Origin of the sequence: Streptomyces sp. NPDC055966 (assembly GCF_042269865.1) — a bacterium.
Classification (GTDB): domain Bacteria; phylum Actinomycetota; class Actinomycetes; order Streptomycetales; family Streptomycetaceae; genus Streptomyces.
This window is the reverse complement of record NZ_JBHJYK010000028.1, coordinates 85,704-102,747: the sequence shown is the minus strand read 5'-3', so window position 1 is coordinate 102,747 and position 17,044 is coordinate 85,704. Positions and strand designations below refer to the sequence as shown.

The window sequence follows — 17,044 nt, the reverse complement described above, 5'->3', positions numbered from 1 at the left end:
GCGTTGATTTTTGGCACGCTGTTGAGTTCTCAAGGAACGGTCGCTTCCTTTGTACTCACCCTCTCGGGCTTTCCTCCGGGCTTCCCTTCGGTGTTCCAAACTCTATCAGGGTTTTTCCGTCTCTCTGACCACCCTTCTGCGGACACGCAGAAGGAGATCCAGAGATAGGATCTGACAAGTTTGGGTGCTGCTGAGTGAGGCCGCTTTCGCGCCCCTCCGTCCCAAGCAGGAGTACGACTGTACACGGAGCCGTGAACGCCGTGCAAATCCACCGGGTTGGTGGTCTAGACCACTAGCTGGTAGCTTCCATACGGAACCCCAACTTCCTATGACATACGCTGCTGCTCAGTGCCGTCCGGGACAGGCAGTGGCGGCCCGTAAGCAGCTCCACTCCTGGGAGGCTTCCCATGACCACCGTGACGTCCCCTCTTGCCGGACGCGCCATCGGACTGGCCAATGTGCCCGATCCGGTCTTCTCCGGGGCCATGGTCGGCCCGGGTACCGCCATCGACCCCGTGCGTGAGGCCTCCGAGGCCGTATCACCCGTGGACGGCGTCATCGTTTCTCTGCACCCGCACGCGTTCGTCGTGGTCGACGCGGACGGGCACGGCGTACTCACCCACCTCGGCATCGACACCGTGCAGCTCAACGGCGAGGGCTTCGAGCTGCTCGTCAACAAGGGCGACACCGTGACGCGCGGCCAGGCCGTCGTGCGCTGGGACCCCGCCGCCGTCGAGGCCGCCGGCAAGTCCCCCATCTGCCCCGTCGTCGCGCTTGAGGCCACGGCCGGCTCCCTCGGGGACGTCCGTGAGGACGGTGACCTCAAGGTCGGCGACGAGCTTTTCGCCTGGAACTGACGGCAGTGCCGTCGCAGGGCGGCGTTCAGGACAACCATCGCGGCGGCGGGACCCGCCGCACTATCGGAGACGGGTGAGATGGAAGCAACGCTGCGAGGCGTGGGCGTGAGCCATGGTGTGGCCATCGGCGAGGTTCGGCACATGGGCACGGCGGTGCTGGAGCCGCCGGCCAAGTCGATCCCCGCGGATGAGGCCGAGCGGGAGCAGGGGCGTGCCCGCCAGGCCGTCGACGCCGTGGCCGCCGATCTGATGGCGCGCGGCAATCTGGCGGGCGGCGAGGCCCAGGCCGTGCTCGAAGCACAGGCCATGATGGCGCAGGACCCCGAGCTGATGTCCGACGTGGACCGGCGGATCGCCGTCGGCAGCACGGCCGAGCGTGCCGTGTACGACGCGTTCGCGGCGTACCGCGAGCTGCTGGCCGGTGCGGGTGAGTACCTCGCCGGTCGCGTGGCCGACCTCGATGACGTGCGGAATCGTATCGTCGCCCGGCTGCTGGGCGTTCCGATGCCGGGGGTGCCGGACAGCGACCAGCCCTATGTGCTCGTGGCGCGGGACCTGGCGCCCGCCGACACCGCGCTGCTGGATCCGTCCCTGGTGCTCGGTTTCGTCACCGAGGAGGGCGGGCCGACCAGCCACAGCGCGATTCTGGCGCGGGCACTGGGCGTGCCTGCGGTCGTGGCGCTGCCCGGTGCCGGTGAGCTGGCCGAGGGCACGGTGATCGCGGTCGACGGCAGCACCGGTGACATCTTCGTGGACCCGACCGAGGCGAAGAAGGCGGAGCTGGAGGCCGCGGCCGCCGAGCGCAAGGCCGCGCTGGCCGCGTCGACCGGGCCGGGCGCGACGGCGGACGGGCACAAGGTGCCTTTGCTGGCCAACGTGGGCGGTCCTGCGGACGTGCCGGCCGCGGTGGAGGCGGGGGCCGAGGGTGTCGGTCTGTTCCGTACCGAGTTCCTGTTCCTGGACGACAGCAAGAACGCTCCTTCCGAGGAGAAGCAGGTGGAGGCCTACCGGCAGGTGCTGGAGGCGTTCCCCGAGGGCCGTGTGGTCGTGCGTGTGCTGGACGCGGGTGCGGACAAACCGCTGGAGTTCCTTACTCCGGCCGACGAGCCGAACCCCGCGCTGGGTGTGCGGGGTCTGCGGACGCTGCTGGACCACCCGGAGGTCCTGCGCACGCAGCTGACCGCGCTGGCCAGGGCCGCCGAGGGGCTGCCCGTCTACCTTGAGGTCATGGCGCCGATGGTGGCGGACCGTACGGACGCGAAGGCGTTCGCGGACGCGTGTCGTGCGGCGGGGCTGCGGGCCAAGTTCGGCGCGATGGTGGAGATCCCGTCGGCCGCGCTGCGGGCGCGTTCGATCCTCCAGGAGGTCGAGTTCCTGTCGCTGGGGACCAACGACCTCGCGCAGTACACGTTCGCGGCCGACCGTCAGGTGGGTGCGGTGTCCCGGCTGCAGGACCCGTGGCAGCCGGCGCTGCTCGACCTGGTGGCGCTGTCCGCGGAGGCGGCCAAGGCCGAGGGCAAGAGCTGTGGTGTGTGTGGTGAGGCCGCGTCCGATCCGCTGCTGGCCTGTGTGCTGACCGGTCTGGGGGTCACCTCCCTGTCCATGGGGTCGGCGTCGATTCCTTATGTCCGGGCGACGCTGGCGAAGTACACGCTGGCGCAGTGCGAGCGGGCCGCGGCGGCGGCGCGTGCCGCGGACAGCGCCGAGGATGCGCGCAGCGCTGCTCAGGCGGTGCTGTCCGGCGAGTAGTCGTCGGCCCGGCGCGTTCGCGCGGTCGGGTTCAGGGGCGTCCCGCCTTCTGTGGGGCGCCCCTGACGTGTGTCGGCGCCGGGTGCGTGTGCGGTCAGTGGTGGTGGCCGGGGGCTGTGCCGTCCTTTCCGAGGTCGGGGGGCGCGTCGTAGTCGACGCCGGACTCCGGGGAGATGAGGTCGCCGGATTCGACGTCGGTGCAGTAGGCGTCGAACACCTCGGCGGCGGTGAGGGGTTGGAGCTCGCCGCAGCGCAGTCGCCAGCCGTAGACGCGGTCGGGCGTCCCGGGGCGGCTGGTGCGGATGACGAGTCCGCCGGGGCTGCGGGTGGCCAGGCCGAGCGCGAGGACGCTGGTGAATTCCAGGGCTTCGGCCTCGTCCAGGCGGGTGGCGTCGGTGCCGTCCTGGTCGGCGTGGAGGACGGAGATCAGGGTGTCCGGTGGGCCGGAGACGCTGGTCACGAGGTGCCGGTCGCCGGGCGGTGCGGTGTCGAGGATGCGGACCAGGAGGTCGGAGGCGCGGGTGAAGGCGGCCCTGCCGATGTCCTCTCCGCAGGTGGGGCAGGGGCCGAGGCGGGAGAGCAGCGTGGTGGCGTACTCCCAGGTGGCCTGGCGTACGGCCTCGTCCACGAGGGCCGGTACGAGGGTGGCGAGTGGACGGCCGTCGTACGGGATGGTGGGGCCGGTGGCCGCGAGTTCGGCGGTGAACCTGGTGCGGCTGGCCGGCGCTTCCGGGTCGAGGCCGGTGTCCGCGCAGTACACGGCGTAGTCCTCGGGGTCGAACAGGGCGAGGGTGGTGTGGCTGCCCTGGGCGGCGCGGGCCATGAGGACCGCCTCGACCTGCCGGAGGTAGGCCGTGTGGTCGTCGAAGGTGAAGCTGCGGTAGCGCCGCATGGCGCGGAAGTCGTGTTCGTCGGTGAGCAGGCCGATGGTGCCGGCGATCTCGCGGCGCAGGACGCGTCGCATGGTCCGGTCGTCGGTGTGCGCCATGTTTCCCCCAGAGTGCGCAGTCGATCAATGCTCACTCACCGTAACCGGCGGCACTGACAACGGGGGGCGCCGCCGGTGGACGTAGCTCGGTGGTGAGGTCGTTCGCGCAGGTGGTGCGGGGTGGGTTCAGGCGCGTTTGCGGGCGAGTTCCTCGTAGAAGCCCAGCAGGGAGAGGTCGTCGATGGATCCGGGGTTGACCGCCTTCTCCAGGGGGGTGCCCTGGAGCAGTCGTTTGACGGGGACCTCGATGCGCTTGCCGGTGAGGGTGTGCGGGACGCCGGGCACTTCGATGATCTCGTCGGGGACGTGGCGCGGGGAGAGCTCTTCGCGGATGGCCTGCTTGACGCGGGCGAGGAGGGCGTCGTCGAGGGTGGCGCCGGGTGCGAGGTGGACGAAGAGGGGCATCCAGTAGCCGCCGTCGGGCTGCTCGACGCCGATGACGAGGGACTCCTTGATCTCGGGGAGGCGCTCGACGACCTCGTAGATGTCGGCGGAGCCCATGCGCACGCCCTGCCGGTTGAGCGTGGAGTCTGAGCGGCCGTGGATGATCACGGTGCCGCGCGCGGTGAGGGTGATCCAGTCGCCGTGTCGCCAGACACCGGGGTAGGTGTCGAAGTAGCTGTCGTGGTAGCGGCTGCCGTCGGGGTCGTTCCAGAAGCGGATCGGCATGGAGGGCATGGGGTTGGTGACGACGAGCTCGCCCACTTCGTCGATGACGGGGTTGCCGCTCGGGTCCCAGGCCTGGAGGTCGGTGCCGAGGCCGGGGGCCTGGAGTTCGCCGGTGTGGACGGGGAGGGTGGGTACGGCTCCGGCGAAGCAGGAGCAGACGTCGGTGCCGCCGCTGACGGAGGCGATCCAGAGGTCGGCCCCGCTGTGTGCGAACTCGTCGTGCAGCCAGCGGAAGCCGTCGGGCGGCAGGGGCGAGCCGGTGGTGGCGACGCACCGCACGGCGGACAGGTCGTGGTCGCGCGCGGGGTGGACGCCGGCCTTGCGGCAGGCCATGACGTAGGCGGCCGAGGTGCCGTAGAGGGTGGCCCGGGTGAGTTCGGCGACGCGCCACTGGGCGCCGGTGTCGGGGTAGCCGGGGCTGCCGTCGTACAGGACGATCGTCGTCCCGGTGAGGAGGCCGGAGACGAGGAAGTTCCACATCATCCAGCCGGTCGAGGTGTACCAGAAGAAACGGTCCTCGGGGCCGAGGTCACAGTGCAGGCCGAGCTGTTTGAGGTGTTCGACGAGGATGCCGCCCTGGGACTGGACGATGGCCTTGGGCAGGCCGGTCGTGCCGGAGGAGTAGAGGACCCACAGGGGGTGGTCGAAGGGGACCTGTTCGAAGACGGGCTCGGTGTCGGCCGAGGTGAGGGCGGCCCAGTCGAGGGCACCCTCGGGTGTGTCGGTGCCGAGGAGCGGGATGTGGACGACGGCGCGCAGGGTGGGCAGTTCGCGGCGCAGTTCGGCGACGGTGTCGCGGCGGTCGTGTTCCTTGCCGCCGTAGCGGTAGCCGTCGACGGTGAACAGGACGACGGGTTCGACCTGCTGGAAGCGGTCGAGGACGCTGCGGGCGCCGAAGTCGGGGGCGCAGGAGGTCCAGACGGCACCGACGGCGGCCGTGGCGAGAAGGGCGACGACGGCCTGGGGGATGTTGGGGAGGTAGCCGCTGACGCGGTCGCCGGGGCGGACGCCGAGGGTGCGGAGTTCGGCGGCGAGGGAGCCGACCTGGCGGCGCAGCTCGGACCAGGTCACGGGGCGCGGTTCGTGGGTCTCGTCCACGTGGAGCAGGGCGGGCTCGTCGGCGCGGTCGGCGGCGGCGCGCAGGGCGTGCTCGGCGTAGTTGAGGGTGGCGCCGGGGAACCATTGGGCGCCGGGCATCGAACGGTCGCCGAGCACGCGCGTGCAGGGGGTCGAGAACCGTACGTCGAACCACTCGGTGACGGCTTTCCAGAAGGTGTCGAGCTGGTCGACGGACCACTGGCGGAGGGCGGGGTAGCCGCCGTCGGCGGGGGCGCCGTGGTGTTCGGCGGCCCATGCCTGGAACCGGGTGATGCGGGCCTGGGCGATCTGCTGGGGATCGGGCTGCCAGAGCGGCTGGGGGTTCGCGGTCGACATGGGGCGGCTCCCGGGCTGTGCGCGTCGTGGGCGTCGGTCCGCGCACGTGCTGGGGTGTGCGCGTGACGCGGCTGACAGGGACGATGCCATGTGATCGACTTCAGCACCAGGGCTCGCCCCACATAGTCCGTGTCGTGAAGATGTGGCCCTGGCACAGGTGAACGGCAGTTGAACGACACGCACGCGTGGGGCGCACAGTGGCAGGGTGAGCAGCATGGACGGTCGTGACCTGGTGCGTTCGGTGAGTGTGGTTGGTTCGGGGAGGGCGCTTCGGGGGTTGCGCACCGTACGTGCGGCGTGGCGCAGGCGGCGGATCGACGCTGCCGGGCTGCCGCGGCGGGGGGCCGAGCGGGCGCGGGTCCCGGGTCAGGTGGCGGGTGTGGAGCCGGGGCCGGGCGGCGGTGTCATCCGGTTCGGGCGGTCCGAGCTGCGGATCACGGTCGCGGTGAACGGGGCGGTGTTCTGGGGCTGGGACGGGGCGGGTCCGGAGCCGTCGTACGCGCTGGCGGGCAGTTGTCCGGAGCCGGATCCGCGGGCGGTGTTGGAGCCGGACAAGGACGGCGGCTGGCGGGTGGTCGCCGAGCGGGTGACGGTCGTCGTCTCGCGGCACGGCGCGGTGCAGGTGTGCACGCCCGGCGGGGTGACGCTGCGGCACGATCTGCCGCCGCGCTGGTGGGAGCCGGTGGGTGGGGGTACGGCGCGGTGGTTGCAGCGCTCGGAGGTGGCGGCGGACGCCCGGTTCTTCGGTCTGGGCGGGCGGGCGTCGGGGCCCCGGCTGCGCAGCGGCTCGTACCGGCTGTGGAACACCGATCCGGGCCGGGCGTTCGGGCCCGGGGAGGATCCGCTGTATCTGACCATGCCGGTGCAGCTCGTGGTGGCCGATGCGGGCACGCATCTGGTGTTCCACGACTCCACGTGGGACGGCACGGTGGTGCTGCGGGAGGGCGAGGAGGGTGCCGGGTCGGGGCACGACCGGGCGGGGCGGTGCGAGCTGCGCATGGACGGTGGTCCGGTGCGCTGCTGGGTGATCGTGGGCACTCCCGCGCGCGTGCTGGCCACGTGGGCCTCGCTGACCGGTGTGCCGGCGCTGCCCCCGGCGTGGGCGCTCGGTCACCATCACGCGCGGTGGGGGTTCGGCAGCGAGCAGGAGGTCCGCCGGATCGTGGCGGGGTACCAGGAGCGGGATCTGCCGCTGGATGCCGTGCACCTGGACATCGACCACTACGCCGACCACCAGGTGTTCACCGTCGACGAGGAACGGTTCCCCAAGCTTCCGGTGCTGGCGGAGGAGTTGCGGCGGGACGGGATCCGGCTGGTGTCGATCGTCGATCCGGCGGTGAAGGCGGCGCCGGGCAATGCCGTGTACGAGGCCGGTTCGGCGCTGGACGCGTTCGTGCGGGACGGCTCCGGGCGCGAGGTGCGCGGTGTGGTGTGGGCCGGGGAGTCGGTGTTCCCGGACTTCACGCGCGCGCGTGTGCGTGAGTGGTGGGGCGGTCTGTACGCGGAGCGGCTGGGGCGGGGCTTCGCGGGTTTCTGGCACGACATGAACGAGCCGACGTCGTTCAGTGCCTTCGGGGAGCCGACCCTGCCGCGTTCGGCCCGGCACGATCTGGAGGGGCGCGGCGGCGATCATCGCGAGGCGCACAACGTGTACGCGCTGTGCATGGCCCGGGCGGGTTACGAGGGGCTGCGCGAGTTGGCGCCGCAGGAGCGGCCGTTCGTGTTCTCGCGCTCGGGCTGGGCGGGGCTGCAGCGCTACGGCGGCACCTGGTCGGGGGACGTGGCGACGGACTGGACGGGGTTGCGGGCGTCGCTGTCGCTGGTGCTGGGGCTCGGGCTGTGCGGGGTGCCGTACTCGGGTCCGGATGTGGGCGGGTTCGACGGGAGTCCGTCTCCGGAGCTGTATCTGCGCTGGTTCCAGCTCGGCGCGTATCTGCCGTTGTTCCGTACGCACGCGAGCCTGCGGGCGGGGCGCAGGGAGCCCTGGGAGTTCGGTGCGGAGGTGTTGGAGCACGCGCGCGTGGCGTTGCTGGAGCGGCGGCGGCTGCTGCCGTACTGGGTGACGCTGGCGCATCTGGCCCGGCGGACCGGCGCGCCGTATGTGCGGCCGGTGTGGTGGGGGTCTCCGGAGGACCGGGCGCTGCGCGGCTGTGAGGACACGTTTCTGCTGGGGGATGCCCTCCTGGTGGCGCCGGTGCTGGATCCGGGCGTGAAGCGGCGTGCGGTGCAGCTGCCGCGGGGCCGCTGGTACGACACGGTGACGGAGGAGGCGTACGAGGGGCCGGGGCGGGTGTACGTGAACGCGCCGCTGTCGCGGATACCGGTGCTCGCGCGCGCGGGTGCGGTGATTCCCGTGCGCGGCGCCGACGGCGATGTGGAGCTGGAGGTGTGGGCGCCCGCGCGGGGCCGGACCGGGGGCGGTCTGGTCGTACCGTACGCGGGCGACGGTGGGGAGGAACCGGAGGTGGAGCGCTACGTCGCTCGTCGGCAGGGCCGTTCGGTGGTGGTCACCCGGGAGCGGGAGGACGGTTCGGCGGAGCCGCCCTGCCCGGTACGGGTGCGGGGGCTGGGCTGAGCCGGACGGCTCAGACGTAGCGGCCCTCGAACCAGGCCCGCACGGCCACGGTGTGCAGCGGGAAGGCGAGTTCCTCGGGCCGGCGCAGCAGCTGCCAGCCCTCGGTCTCGTCGGTGGGGTCGGCGGGCGGCAGGCCGTCGACCGGGCGTTCGGGGAGGACTCCGAACAGCAGCAGGTGGCCGTCGGGCGAGCTCATGGCGTCCACGAGCCGAACGTCCCGGGCGGCGGCCTCGATGCCGGTCTCCTCCTTGAGTTCGCGCACGACGGCCTGCTTCCAGTCCTCGCGGTCGTCGACGTAGCCGCCGGGCAGGGCGGTGCCTCCGCGCGCGGGGACGATGGTGCGGGTGATGACGATCAGGGCCGTGCCCTGGGTGTCGTACACGGGCTGGAGTGCGATGGCGACCGGCAGCGGGTTGCGGTAGGCGACGTTTCCGCAGGACGGGCAGGTCCGCGGCCAGCCGGTGACGCCCTCTCCATAGGGCGCTCCGCAGCTCGAACAGTGCGAGTTCGGTACGGAGTTGACAGTTAGGTGTTGAGTTTCGGACACGCGCGGACTGTATCCGATCGGCGGAGGGAGATCTTCCGATGGTCGCCTAAGGGGCTCCGCGGAGCGACCTCCAGGAGACGGGGAAGTCGAAGTACGTGTCCGGGCAGGGCTCCGGCTGGTACGTGTAGTGCCACCATTCCTCGGCGAGGTTCACGAATCCGAGCCTTTCCATGGTGTTCTTGAGCAGCATCCGGTTGGCGCGCTGTACGCCCTGGATGCGCGGGTCGAGCGTGTGCGCGAGGGTGTCGAAGCAGTCGAATCCGGTACCCATGTCGACGGAGTTGTCGGGGAAGCGCTCGTTCCTGGGCGCGAAGCAGGGCACCAGCGGCTCTCCGGGGTGGTAGGGCCGGGTCGGCCGCGCGGGGAGCTTCACGATCGTCAGATCCATGGTCGAGCCGCGGCTGTGGCCGGACTTCGCGGCGATGTAACCGTCCTCGAACAGCCGGGTCTTGTCGACGTTCGGGTAGAACTCGCCCTTCATCGACTGGGCGCCGAGGTCCTCGGCCCAGCGGACGAAGTCGTTCACGGCGCGCTGGGGCCGGTAGCAGTCGTAGACCTTGAGCGTGTAGCCCTTGCGCAGCAGTGTGCGCTGGGCCTTGTGGAGGGCTTCGGCGGCGGGGCGGGTGAGGATGCAGATCGGCTGCCGGTAGCCGTCGACGGGCTCGCCGACGAAGTTGTGCGGGGTGAAGTAGCGGATCTCCTGGATGATCGTCGGATCGACGGCGCTCAGGGCCACGAAGTCCCTGGGCGCCTTGGGCTCCGTCGCCGCCCCGGCCGTCGCGGTCGCGGGGGTGACGGCCACGGCCAGCAGGGTGGCGAGGGCGGCGACGAGACCGCGGACCGCACCGGTGAGTCGTGTCATGTCTCCTGCATCTATCAGGTCCGGGCTCGGGCGGGGAAGCGATCGGAGGCGATTCCCCCGGACGCCCTGCCCATTTCCCGCTGCCGGTGGCACACTTCTGACGCTTCGTCAGATTCGATGCTGGGGAGGGGCCTTGCCGCACACACGCACACCCGCGGTCGCCGGCTGGTTCGACGGGGAGGGGGAGGGCTTCCGACTGCTGGGCACGTGCTGCTCGTCCTGCGGGTCGGTGTTCTTCCCGCGTGAGGACGTCCACTGCCGCAACCCGCATTGCGCGGGCGGCGCACTGGAGGAGGTCCCGCTGTCGCGAAGGGGGCATATCTGGTCGTACACGGACAGCCGCTATCGACCACCGTCACCCTATGTGAGTAATCCGGAACTTCCGTGGGAGCCGTACGCGTTGATCGCTGTGGAGCTGGCGGCCGAGCGGATCGTGGTGCTCGGACAGGCGGCTCCCGGGATCACCGTCGCCGACCTGGCGGTGGGCATGCAGGTGGAGGCCGTCCCCGGCGTGCTCGACGAGGACGCGGAGACGGCCCGGACGATCTGGCACTGGCGGCCGACGGGGGTGCGCGCATGACGAGGGACGTGGCGGTGCTCGGCGCGGGCATGCACCCCTGGGGCAAGTGGGGGCGCTCCTTCGTGGAGTACGGGACGGCGGCGGCCCGCGCGGCACTCGCGGACGCCGGTGTCGACTGGCGGGACGTCGGCTCGATCGTGGGCGCGGACACGGTGCGTGGCGGCTATCCCGGGTACGTCGCGGGAGCGACCTTCGCCAAGGCCCTGGGGTGGCAGGGGGCGCGGGTCGCGAGTGTGTACGCGGCATGCGCGTCCGGGGCGCAGGCGATCGCCGCCGCGCGGGCGCAGATCCTCGCCGGACTGGCGGAGGTCGTCCTCGTCGTGGGGGCCGACTCCGCACCCAAGGGCTTCTTCCGGCCCGCGGGCGGGGACCGTCCCGACGACCCGGACTGGCTGCGTTTCCGGCTGCTGGGCGCGACGAATCCGGTGTACTTCGGGCTGTACGCGCGGCGGCGGATGGCGGTGCACGGGGACACGCCGGAGGACTTCGCGCTGGTCAAGGTGAAGAACGCCGCCCTGGGAGCGCTCAATCCGTACGCCCGGTACCGCAAGCGGGTCACCGCCGAGGAGGTCGCCGCGTCCGCGGTGGTCGCCGATCCGCTGCGGCTGCTCGACATCTGCGCCACCTCCGACGGCGCGGCCGCCCTGGTCCTCTCCAGCGTCGGCTTCGCGCACCGGCACGGCGTGCGGCATCCGGTGCGGATCCGCGCGGTGTCGACGGTGACCCCGAGCTTCCCGAACACGGTGCTGGACCTGCCGGACATCGCCACGGACTCCGCGGTCGCGGTGCAGCCCCCGGGCGAGACGTTCCGCGCGTCCATCGCGCGTGCCGCCTACGAGGAGGCGGGCATCGGCCCCGAGGACCTGTCCCTCGCCGAGGTCTACGACCTGTCCACCGCCCTGGAGTTGCAGTGGTACGAGGACCTGGGGCTGTGCGGCGCGGGCGAGGGCGCGAAGCTGCTGCGCGAGGGCGTGACGACGCCGGGCGGCCGCATACCCGTCAACGCCAGCGGTGGGCTCGCCTCCTTCGGGGAGGCGGTGCCGGCCCAGGCCATCGCCCAGGTCTGCGAGCTGACCTGGCAGTTGAGGGGCACCGCGGGCGAGCGGCAGATCACCGGTGCCCGCGTGGGGATCACCGCCAACCAGGGGCTGTTCGGGCACGGCTCGTCGGTGGTCGCGGTGCGGTGAAGGAGACGGAGACAGAGCGGCGTGCGAGGTGCGGGGGCACAGCGGTTCTCCACGCTCTGTGATCACGCCGGAATCCTGTGTGAACGTCTCATGAACTGCGCCTGGGCACGCCCGGGCAGCGCAATCATGCTCCCGTGCACTCCTGGACGGACACTCTCCGCTTCGCCTTCCAGCCGGTGGTCAACCTCAGGACCGGCGCGGTCACCGCACTGGAGACGCTCGCCCGCCCGGAAACGGGTGACATCCTCGCCGAGGCTCGCCGGGATCCCGAACTCGACGGCAGGCTCACGGTGTTGGCCCTGCGGGCGGCGACGCTCAAGGAGACGCTGCTGCCGCTGCACCTGAACGTGTTCGCGGCCACGCTCGCGGACCTCGGCGGCCTCGTCCCGCTGCACGACGCCGTGCGCGCGACGGGACGCATGCCCTGGGAGGTGACGCTCGACATCGTCCCGCCGTACACGCACGTGCCGCAGCGGGCGCTGCTGGAGGCGGTGGCGTCCCTGCGCGAACAGGGGTTCCGGATCAGCGCGGACGGCATCGGCGACGGCGACGTACCGCTGCGGCTGCTCAACGACCTCTCCCCCGACCTGGTCAAGCTCGACGCCTCGCTGCTGGCCCGGCCCGCCGCGGTGCGCGCGATGCGGACGCTGTGCGAGGAACTGGGCGCCCTGGTCGCGGTGGAGGGGGTCGAGACCGAGCTCCAGTGTGCGGCGGCGGTCTCGGCCGGTGCCCAGCTGGCCCAGGGCGAGCTGTTCGCGCCGCCGGCGCGGATCCCGGCCGCGGACGTGTACGTTCCGCCGCGCTCCCCCGGCGCCGTGAGCGTGCCCCGGTCCGGGCCGTCCGTGCCGTCCGTGCGGGAGTTCGTGCGCCCGGCCGCCGTCCTGCCGGTGACCGCGTCGGCGGGGCAGGTGCGGGCGCTGCTGACCGGGTCGCCGGACGTCTCCGGCGTGCTGCTGGTGGACCAGGCCGGCCGGCCCGTCCGGTCGGTGCACCGCTCGCGCTTCCTGCTGTCGATGTCCGCCCGCTACGGCCACGCCCTGTACGCCGACCGGCCCGCGTTCAAGCTGGGCGACGTGCCCCGCACGGTCGGTGTGGACGCCACCGCCTGGGAGGTGCTGGACGTGGTCGCGATCGGCGGCCGGGACCGGACCTCCGACGACGTGGCGGTGGTCGACGCGCGCGAGCGCTGCGTGGGGGTCGTACGGCTCGCGGACCTGGTGCGGGCCCTGGCCGAGAGCAGGGTCGAGGAAGCGGCCGGGCTCAACCCGCTGACCCGGCTGCCCGGTTCGGACACGATCACGGCCGAGGTCGACCGGTGGATCGCGGACGGGCGGACGTTCGCGCTCAGCTGGCTGGACATCGATCATTTCAAGCAGGTCAACGACGGCGCCGGGTTCGCCGCGGGCGACGAGCTGATCCGGTCCGTGGGCCGCGCGCTCCAGCAGGCGGTCGTGGGGCACGCACGCGTGGGGCACATCGGCGGGGACGACTTCCTGGTGCTGGCGGACGAGGAAGCGCTCGGTTCGGTGGTCGCCGGCGTGCTCGACGCGCCGTGGTCGGCGGGCGGCCGGCCGGTCACGCTCTCCGTCGCGACCGTCGTGTGCGTCCCGGGCAGCGTGGGCGACCATCGCCAGGCCGCGGCCCATCTCGCGCCGCTGAAGAAGGAGGCCAAGGCGTTGCGCGGCGCGAGCTGGGTCCTCGGGCGCGCCGGGGCCGCGGGTCGCGAGGTGCGACGCGGCGGCACGGGGGCGACTGCGGCGCAGGCCGGGTACGCGGCCATGGAGCCCGGGCTCTGAACGCCCGTTTCGTATACGGTCCTTGAGGCACCCATGTGACGGGTGCGCCGGTGTCACCGTCGCCGTCGGCAACCTTGACGCCCCCGGAGCGCCGGTGAACACTTCCCGGTGTCGGCCGACATCGCCGTACATTCTCGGCGTTATCAGGCACTGTGCCATCGATCCGTCCTGCGCCCCGCCGTCGGCCGAAGTCGTCAAGGGAACCGTTCCTGCACGGAGGCCCGGGGCCGTGCGCCCCCCCAACCTGCGCCAAGGGAGCCGCCATGAGCAACGGGCACATTTTCGTCGGCGAGGTCATCGGCACCGCGATCCTGATCCTGTTCGGTGCCGGTGTCTGCGCCGCCGTCACCCTCAGACACTCCAAGGCGCGGGCCGCGGGCTGGGTCGTCATCGCTTTCGGCTGGGGCTTCGGGGTCCTCGCGGGCGCGTACACCGCCGCCCCCCTGTCCGGCGGCCAGCTCAACCCCGCGGTCACGCTCGGCATCGCGATCGACACCGGCAAGTGGGGCAAGGTCTGGGTGTATCTGCTGGGCCAGCTCGTCGGCGCGATGCTCGGCGCCGTACTCGCCTATCTGGTGTACCTCGCCCAGTTCCGGGCCAACGTGCGCGGGGAGGGCGACGGCGAGGCCGACGAGCCGGTGGCGACGCTCGGCATCTTCTCGACCATTCCGGAGATCCGGAACCCGGTCGCCAACCTGATCACCGAGATCATCGCGACCATGGCGCTGGTGCTGCCCGTCCTCGCCTTCGGGCTGACCAAGGGGCTCGGCGAGTCCGGTACGACCGCGCTGGTCGTCTCGCTGCTCGTCGTCGGCATCGGACTCTCCCTCGGCGGCCCCACCGGATACGCCATCAACCCGGCCCGCGACCTCGGCCCGCGCATCGTGCACACCTTCCTGCCGATCCCCCACAAGGGCACGTCCGACTGGGGTTACGCCTGGGTCCCGGTCGTCGGCCCGCTGATCGGCGGCACGCTCGCCGGTCTTCTCTACAACGCGGCCTTCTGACCCCGTGCCTCACCGTCCGGGTATGCGCCGATCCCGTACGTCCTGATCCCCGCACGCCGTTCTCCGATCCCCCGCACGCCTCAGCGACCCCACCCAGCGACCCAGCGAACCAGCGACCCAGGGACTGCCATGACGGACACCGCCGAGAAGTACGTCGCCGCCATCGACCAGGGCACCACGTCCAGCCGCTGCATCGTCTTCGACCACGGCGGCGCGATCGTCGCCGTCGACCAGCGTGAGCACCGCCAGATCTTTCCCAAGCCGGGCTGGGTGGAGCACGACGCGACCGAGATCTGGGCCAAGGTGCAGGCCGTGGTGGCCGGGGCGCTGGCCAAGGCCGGGCTGCGCGCGGACCAGTTGAGCGCGCTCGGCATCACCAACCAGCGGGAGACCACGGTCCTGTGGGACCGCGCCACGGGCAAGCCCGTGCACAACGCCATCGTCTGGCAGGACACCCGTACCGCGCCGCTGTGCGCCCGACTCGGCGGCACGGACGGCCAGGACCGCTTCCGCGAGCAGACCGGGCTGCCGCTCGCCAGCTACTTCTCCGGGCCCAAGGCGGCCTGGCTGCTCGACCAGGTGCCGGGGCTGCGGGAGCGGGCCGAGCGCGGCGAGATCGCGTTCGGGACCATCGACTCCTGGCTGATCTGGAACCTGACCGGCGGCACGGACGGCGGCCGGCACGTCACCGACGTCACCAACGCCGGCCGCACCCTGCTCATGAACCTCGACACCCTCCAGTGGGATCCCGCCATCCTGTCCGCCATGGACCTCCCCGCCGCGCTGCTGCCGGAGATCCGGTCATCCGCCGAGGTGTACGGCACGGCGGTCGGACAACTCGCCGGGGTGCCCGTGGCCTCGGCACTGGGCGACCAGCAGGCCGCCGTGTTCGGGCAGGCCTGCTACGACGTCGGCACCGCGAAGAACACGTACGGGACCGGCAGCTTCCTGCTGTTGAACACCGGCAACCGGCCGGTGCCGTCCAAGAACGGGCTGCTGACGACGATGGGCTACAAGATCGGCGGGGAGGCGCCGGTGTACTGCCTGGAGGGGTCCATAGCGATAACGGGCGCGCTCGTGCAGTGGTTCCGCGACCAGCTCGGGATCATCCGCACCGCCGACGAGATCGAGACGCTGGCGGCGAGCGTCGAGGACAACGGCGGCGCCTACATCGTGCCCGCGTTCTCCGGCCTGTTCGCGCCGTACTGGCGCGCCGACGCGCGCGGGGTCGTCACCGGGCTCACCCGGTACGTCACGAAGGCACACCTCGCGCGCGCGGTGCTGGAGGCGACGAGCTGGCAGACGCGGGAGGTCGTGGACGCGATGTACCAGGACTCCGGGGTGCGGATCAGCACCCTGAAGGTCGACGGCGGCATGACGAGGAACAACCTGCTCATGCAGCACCAGGCGGACGTCCTCGGGGTGCCGGTGATCCGCCCGCGGGTGTCGGAGACGACCTGCCTGGGCGCCGCGTACGCGGCCGGTCTGGCGACGGGCGTCTGGAACGACCTGGACGAGCTGAAGTCGCACTGGCGCAAGGACGCGGAGTGGACGCCCGCGATGGAGGCGTTGGCGCGTGAGCGCGAGTACCGCAACTGGCGCCGGGCGGTGGAGAAGAGCTTCGGCTGGCTGGAGGAGGGTGCCGGGGACGGCGCGTAGAAGCCACGCGCGCGTACGGAGATCCGTACGCGCGCGTGCTTCGCACCGGACCACGGCCCGTGCCCCGGTCGGCGGGGGTACGGGCCGTGTCCGTCGTCAGCCGATGGCGGGTTCGCGGTGGCCGGCCGCGTGGTGCATCGCGTGCTGGACGACGCCGATGAGCACCTCCTTGACCGACTCCCGGTCACGCGCGTCGCACAGGACGACGGGGACGTCGTCGTCCAGGTCGAGGGCCCGCCGGACCGCCTCACCGGGGTAACGGGCCGAGCCCTCGAAGCAGTTGACGCCGACGAGGAACGGGATGGACCGCCGCTCGAAGTAGTCGACGGCGGCGAAGCAGTCCTCCAGCCGGCGCGTGTCGGCGAGCACGACGGCACCGAGCGCGCCTTCGGACAGCTCGTCCCACATGAACCAGAACCGCTCCTGCCCGGGCGTGCCGAACAGGTACAGCACCAGGTCCTCGCGCAGGGTGATGCGGCCGAAGTCCATGGCCACGGTGGTGGTGTGCTTGCCCTCCACGCCGCTGACGTCGTCGACCGGTCGTCCGGCCTCGGTGAGCAGTTCCTCGGTGCGCAGCGGCCTGATCTCGCTGACGGCGCCGACGAGGGTCGTCTTGCCCACGCCGAAGCCGCCGGCCACCAGGATCTTGAGCGTGACGGGTTCGACCGGGGGCTTGCCGCGCTCAGTACGCCCGAAGATCATCGGTCTCTTCTCCTGCTTGATGGGGTCGGGGGACGGTCACAGGGCCCGGAGGCCGTTGATCACGTCGCGCAGAACGCTCTCGTCCGGCAGCTCGGCCGGGGGTATCGGGCGGGACACATGGACGAGTTCCGCGTGCACGAGGTCGCCGATGAGCACCCGGATCACGCCGATCGGCAGGTCGACCTCCGCGGCGAGTTCGGCCACCGACTGCGGCTCGTCCCGGCACAGTCCGACGATCGCCACGTGCTCCGGCGAGAGCGTCGGGTCCGCTTCCGCGTCGCCCGCGTCCGGTTCCGTGACGACCACCGCGATCAGGTCGAGGCGGTGCTGGGCCGGACTGGTGGTCCGGCCGCGCGTCATGGCGTACGGGCGGACGACCGGTCCGGCCTCGTCGTCGAACCAGTGGCTTCTTCCCTGACCGTCTGTGCTCAT

The 17,044-nt window shown here is 71.8% G+C and carries 14 protein-coding genes; 8 read left to right on the top strand and 6 right to left on the bottom strand.

Annotated features, from left to right (window positions below; translation table 11 throughout):
- The first annotated feature begins 407 nt into the window (after positions 1 to 407).
- Positions 408 to 857, top strand: coding sequence for a PTS glucose transporter subunit IIA (locus ACFC8N_RS41575; protein ID WP_356039051.1), 450 nt, complete (start codon positions 408 to 410; stop codon positions 855 to 857).
- A gap of 78 nt (positions 858 to 935) precedes the next feature.
- On the top strand, positions 936 to 2,606 hold the full coding sequence (gene ptsP / locus ACFC8N_RS41570) for a phosphoenolpyruvate--protein phosphotransferase (RefSeq protein ID WP_362822028.1): 1,671 nt from the start codon (positions 936 to 938) through the stop codon (positions 2,604 to 2,606).
- Positions 2,607 to 2,700: 94 nt separating this feature from the next.
- On the opposite strand, the gene ACFC8N_RS41565 is transcribed toward ptsP, so the two are convergent.
- Positions 2,701 to 3,594 carry a hypothetical protein gene (locus ACFC8N_RS41565; RefSeq protein WP_376294692.1) on the bottom strand — a complete coding sequence of 298 codons (894 nt, stop codon included), beginning with the start codon at positions 3,592 to 3,594 and terminating at the stop codon, positions 2,701 to 2,703.
- A gap of 126 nt (positions 3,595 to 3,720) precedes the next feature.
- The gene (locus ACFC8N_RS41560; protein ID WP_376294689.1) at positions 3,721 to 5,697 is read right to left on the bottom strand and encodes an acetoacetate--CoA ligase; all 1,977 of its coding nucleotides are present in this window, start codon (positions 5,695 to 5,697) and stop codon (positions 3,721 to 3,723) included.
- A 214-nt stretch (positions 5,698 to 5,911) separates the two neighbouring features.
- Between ACFC8N_RS41560 and ACFC8N_RS41555 the strand changes: the two genes are divergently transcribed.
- Positions 5,912 to 8,272 (top strand): glycoside hydrolase family 31 protein, encoded by a 2,361-nt coding sequence (locus ACFC8N_RS41555; RefSeq protein ID WP_376294698.1) that lies wholly within the window; start codon positions 5,912 to 5,914, stop codon positions 8,270 to 8,272.
- 10 nt (positions 8,273 to 8,282) lie between these two features.
- Here the strand turns inward: ACFC8N_RS41555 and ACFC8N_RS41550 are convergent, their stop codons facing one another.
- Together ACFC8N_RS41550 and ACFC8N_RS41545 are read right to left on the bottom strand one after the other, a co-directional pair.
- Positions 8,283 to 8,819 carry an NUDIX domain-containing protein gene (locus ACFC8N_RS41550; protein WP_376294686.1) on the bottom strand — a complete coding sequence of 179 codons (537 nt, stop codon included), beginning with the start codon at positions 8,817 to 8,819 and terminating at the stop codon, positions 8,283 to 8,285.
- Positions 8,820 to 8,865: 46 nt separating this feature from the next.
- On the bottom strand, positions 8,866 to 9,681 hold the full coding sequence (locus tag ACFC8N_RS41545; protein ID WP_376294683.1) for a M15 family metallopeptidase: 816 nt from the start codon (positions 9,679 to 9,681) through the stop codon (positions 8,866 to 8,868).
- Positions 9,682 to 9,814: 133 nt separating this feature from the next.
- Between ACFC8N_RS41545 and ACFC8N_RS41540 the strand changes: the two genes are divergently transcribed.
- The 5 genes from ACFC8N_RS41540 (at position 9,815) to glpK (ending at position 15,910) form a co-directional block, all read left to right on the top strand.
- Positions 9,815 to 10,261 (top strand): zinc ribbon domain-containing protein, encoded by a 447-nt coding sequence (locus ACFC8N_RS41540; protein WP_356039068.1) that lies wholly within the window; start codon positions 9,815 to 9,817, stop codon positions 10,259 to 10,261.
- Positions 10,258 to 11,448, top strand: coding sequence for a lipid-transfer protein (locus ACFC8N_RS41535; RefSeq protein WP_376294680.1), 1,191 nt, complete (start codon positions 10,258 to 10,260; stop codon positions 11,446 to 11,448). The genes ACFC8N_RS41540 and ACFC8N_RS41535 overlap by 4 nt, the downstream gene beginning before the upstream one ends.
- A gap of 134 nt (positions 11,449 to 11,582) precedes the next feature.
- The gene (locus ACFC8N_RS41530; protein ID WP_376294678.1) at positions 11,583 to 13,244 is read left to right on the top strand and encodes an EAL domain-containing protein; all 1,662 of its coding nucleotides are present in this window, start codon (positions 11,583 to 11,585) and stop codon (positions 13,242 to 13,244) included.
- 263 nt (positions 13,245 to 13,507) lie between these two features.
- Entirely contained in the window at positions 13,508 to 14,251 is a 744-nt protein-coding gene (locus ACFC8N_RS41525) for an MIP/aquaporin family protein (protein WP_356039076.1), read from the top strand.
- A 129-nt stretch (positions 14,252 to 14,380) separates the two neighbouring features.
- A complete protein-coding gene (gene glpK, locus ACFC8N_RS41520) occupies positions 14,381 to 15,910 on the top strand; it encodes a glycerol kinase GlpK (RefSeq protein WP_376294676.1) in 1,530 nt (509 codons plus the stop codon).
- 96 nt (positions 15,911 to 16,006) lie between these two features.
- Here the strand turns inward: glpK and ACFC8N_RS41515 are convergent, their stop codons facing one another.
- Both ACFC8N_RS41515 and ACFC8N_RS41510 read right to left on the bottom strand, forming a co-directional pair.
- Entirely contained in the window at positions 16,007 to 16,612 is a 606-nt protein-coding gene (locus tag ACFC8N_RS41515) for an ATP/GTP-binding protein (RefSeq protein ID WP_376294673.1), read from the bottom strand.
- Positions 16,613 to 16,648: 36 nt separating this feature from the next.
- Positions 16,649 to 17,044 (bottom strand): DUF742 domain-containing protein, encoded by a 396-nt coding sequence (locus ACFC8N_RS41510; protein WP_356039085.1) that lies wholly within the window; start codon positions 17,042 to 17,044, stop codon positions 16,649 to 16,651.

Coding starts and splice junctions, on each gene's coding strand:
- ACFC8N_RS41575 (WP_356039051.1), top strand. CDS start 408: ATGACCACCGTGACGTCCCCTCTTGCCGGACGCGCCATCGGACTGGCC.
- ptsP (WP_362822028.1), top strand. CDS start 936: ATGGAAGCAACGCTGCGAGGCGTGGGCGTGAGCCATGGTGTGGCCATC.
- ACFC8N_RS41565 (WP_376294692.1), bottom strand. CDS start 3,594: ATGGCGCACACCGACGACCGGACCATGCGACGCGTCCTGCGCCGCGAG.
- ACFC8N_RS41560 (WP_376294689.1), bottom strand. CDS start 5,697: ATGTCGACCGCGAACCCCCAGCCGCTCTGGCAGCCCGATCCCCAGCAG.
- ACFC8N_RS41555 (WP_376294698.1), top strand. CDS start 5,912: ATGGACGGTCGTGACCTGGTGCGTTCGGTGAGTGTGGTTGGTTCGGGG.
- ACFC8N_RS41545 (WP_376294683.1), bottom strand. CDS start 9,681: ATGACACGACTCACCGGTGCGGTCCGCGGTCTCGTCGCCGCCCTCGCC.
- ACFC8N_RS41535 (WP_376294680.1), top strand. CDS start 10,258: ATGACGAGGGACGTGGCGGTGCTCGGCGCGGGCATGCACCCCTGGGGC.
- ACFC8N_RS41525 (WP_356039076.1), top strand. CDS start 13,508: ATGAGCAACGGGCACATTTTCGTCGGCGAGGTCATCGGCACCGCGATC.
- glpK (WP_376294676.1), top strand. CDS start 14,381: ATGACGGACACCGCCGAGAAGTACGTCGCCGCCATCGACCAGGGCACC.
- ACFC8N_RS41515 (WP_376294673.1), bottom strand. CDS start 16,612: ATGATCTTCGGGCGTACTGAGCGCGGCAAGCCCCCGGTCGAACCCGTC.
- ACFC8N_RS41510 (WP_356039085.1), bottom strand. CDS start 17,044: ATGAGCACAGACGGTCAGGGAAGAAGCCACTGGTTCGACGACGAGGCC.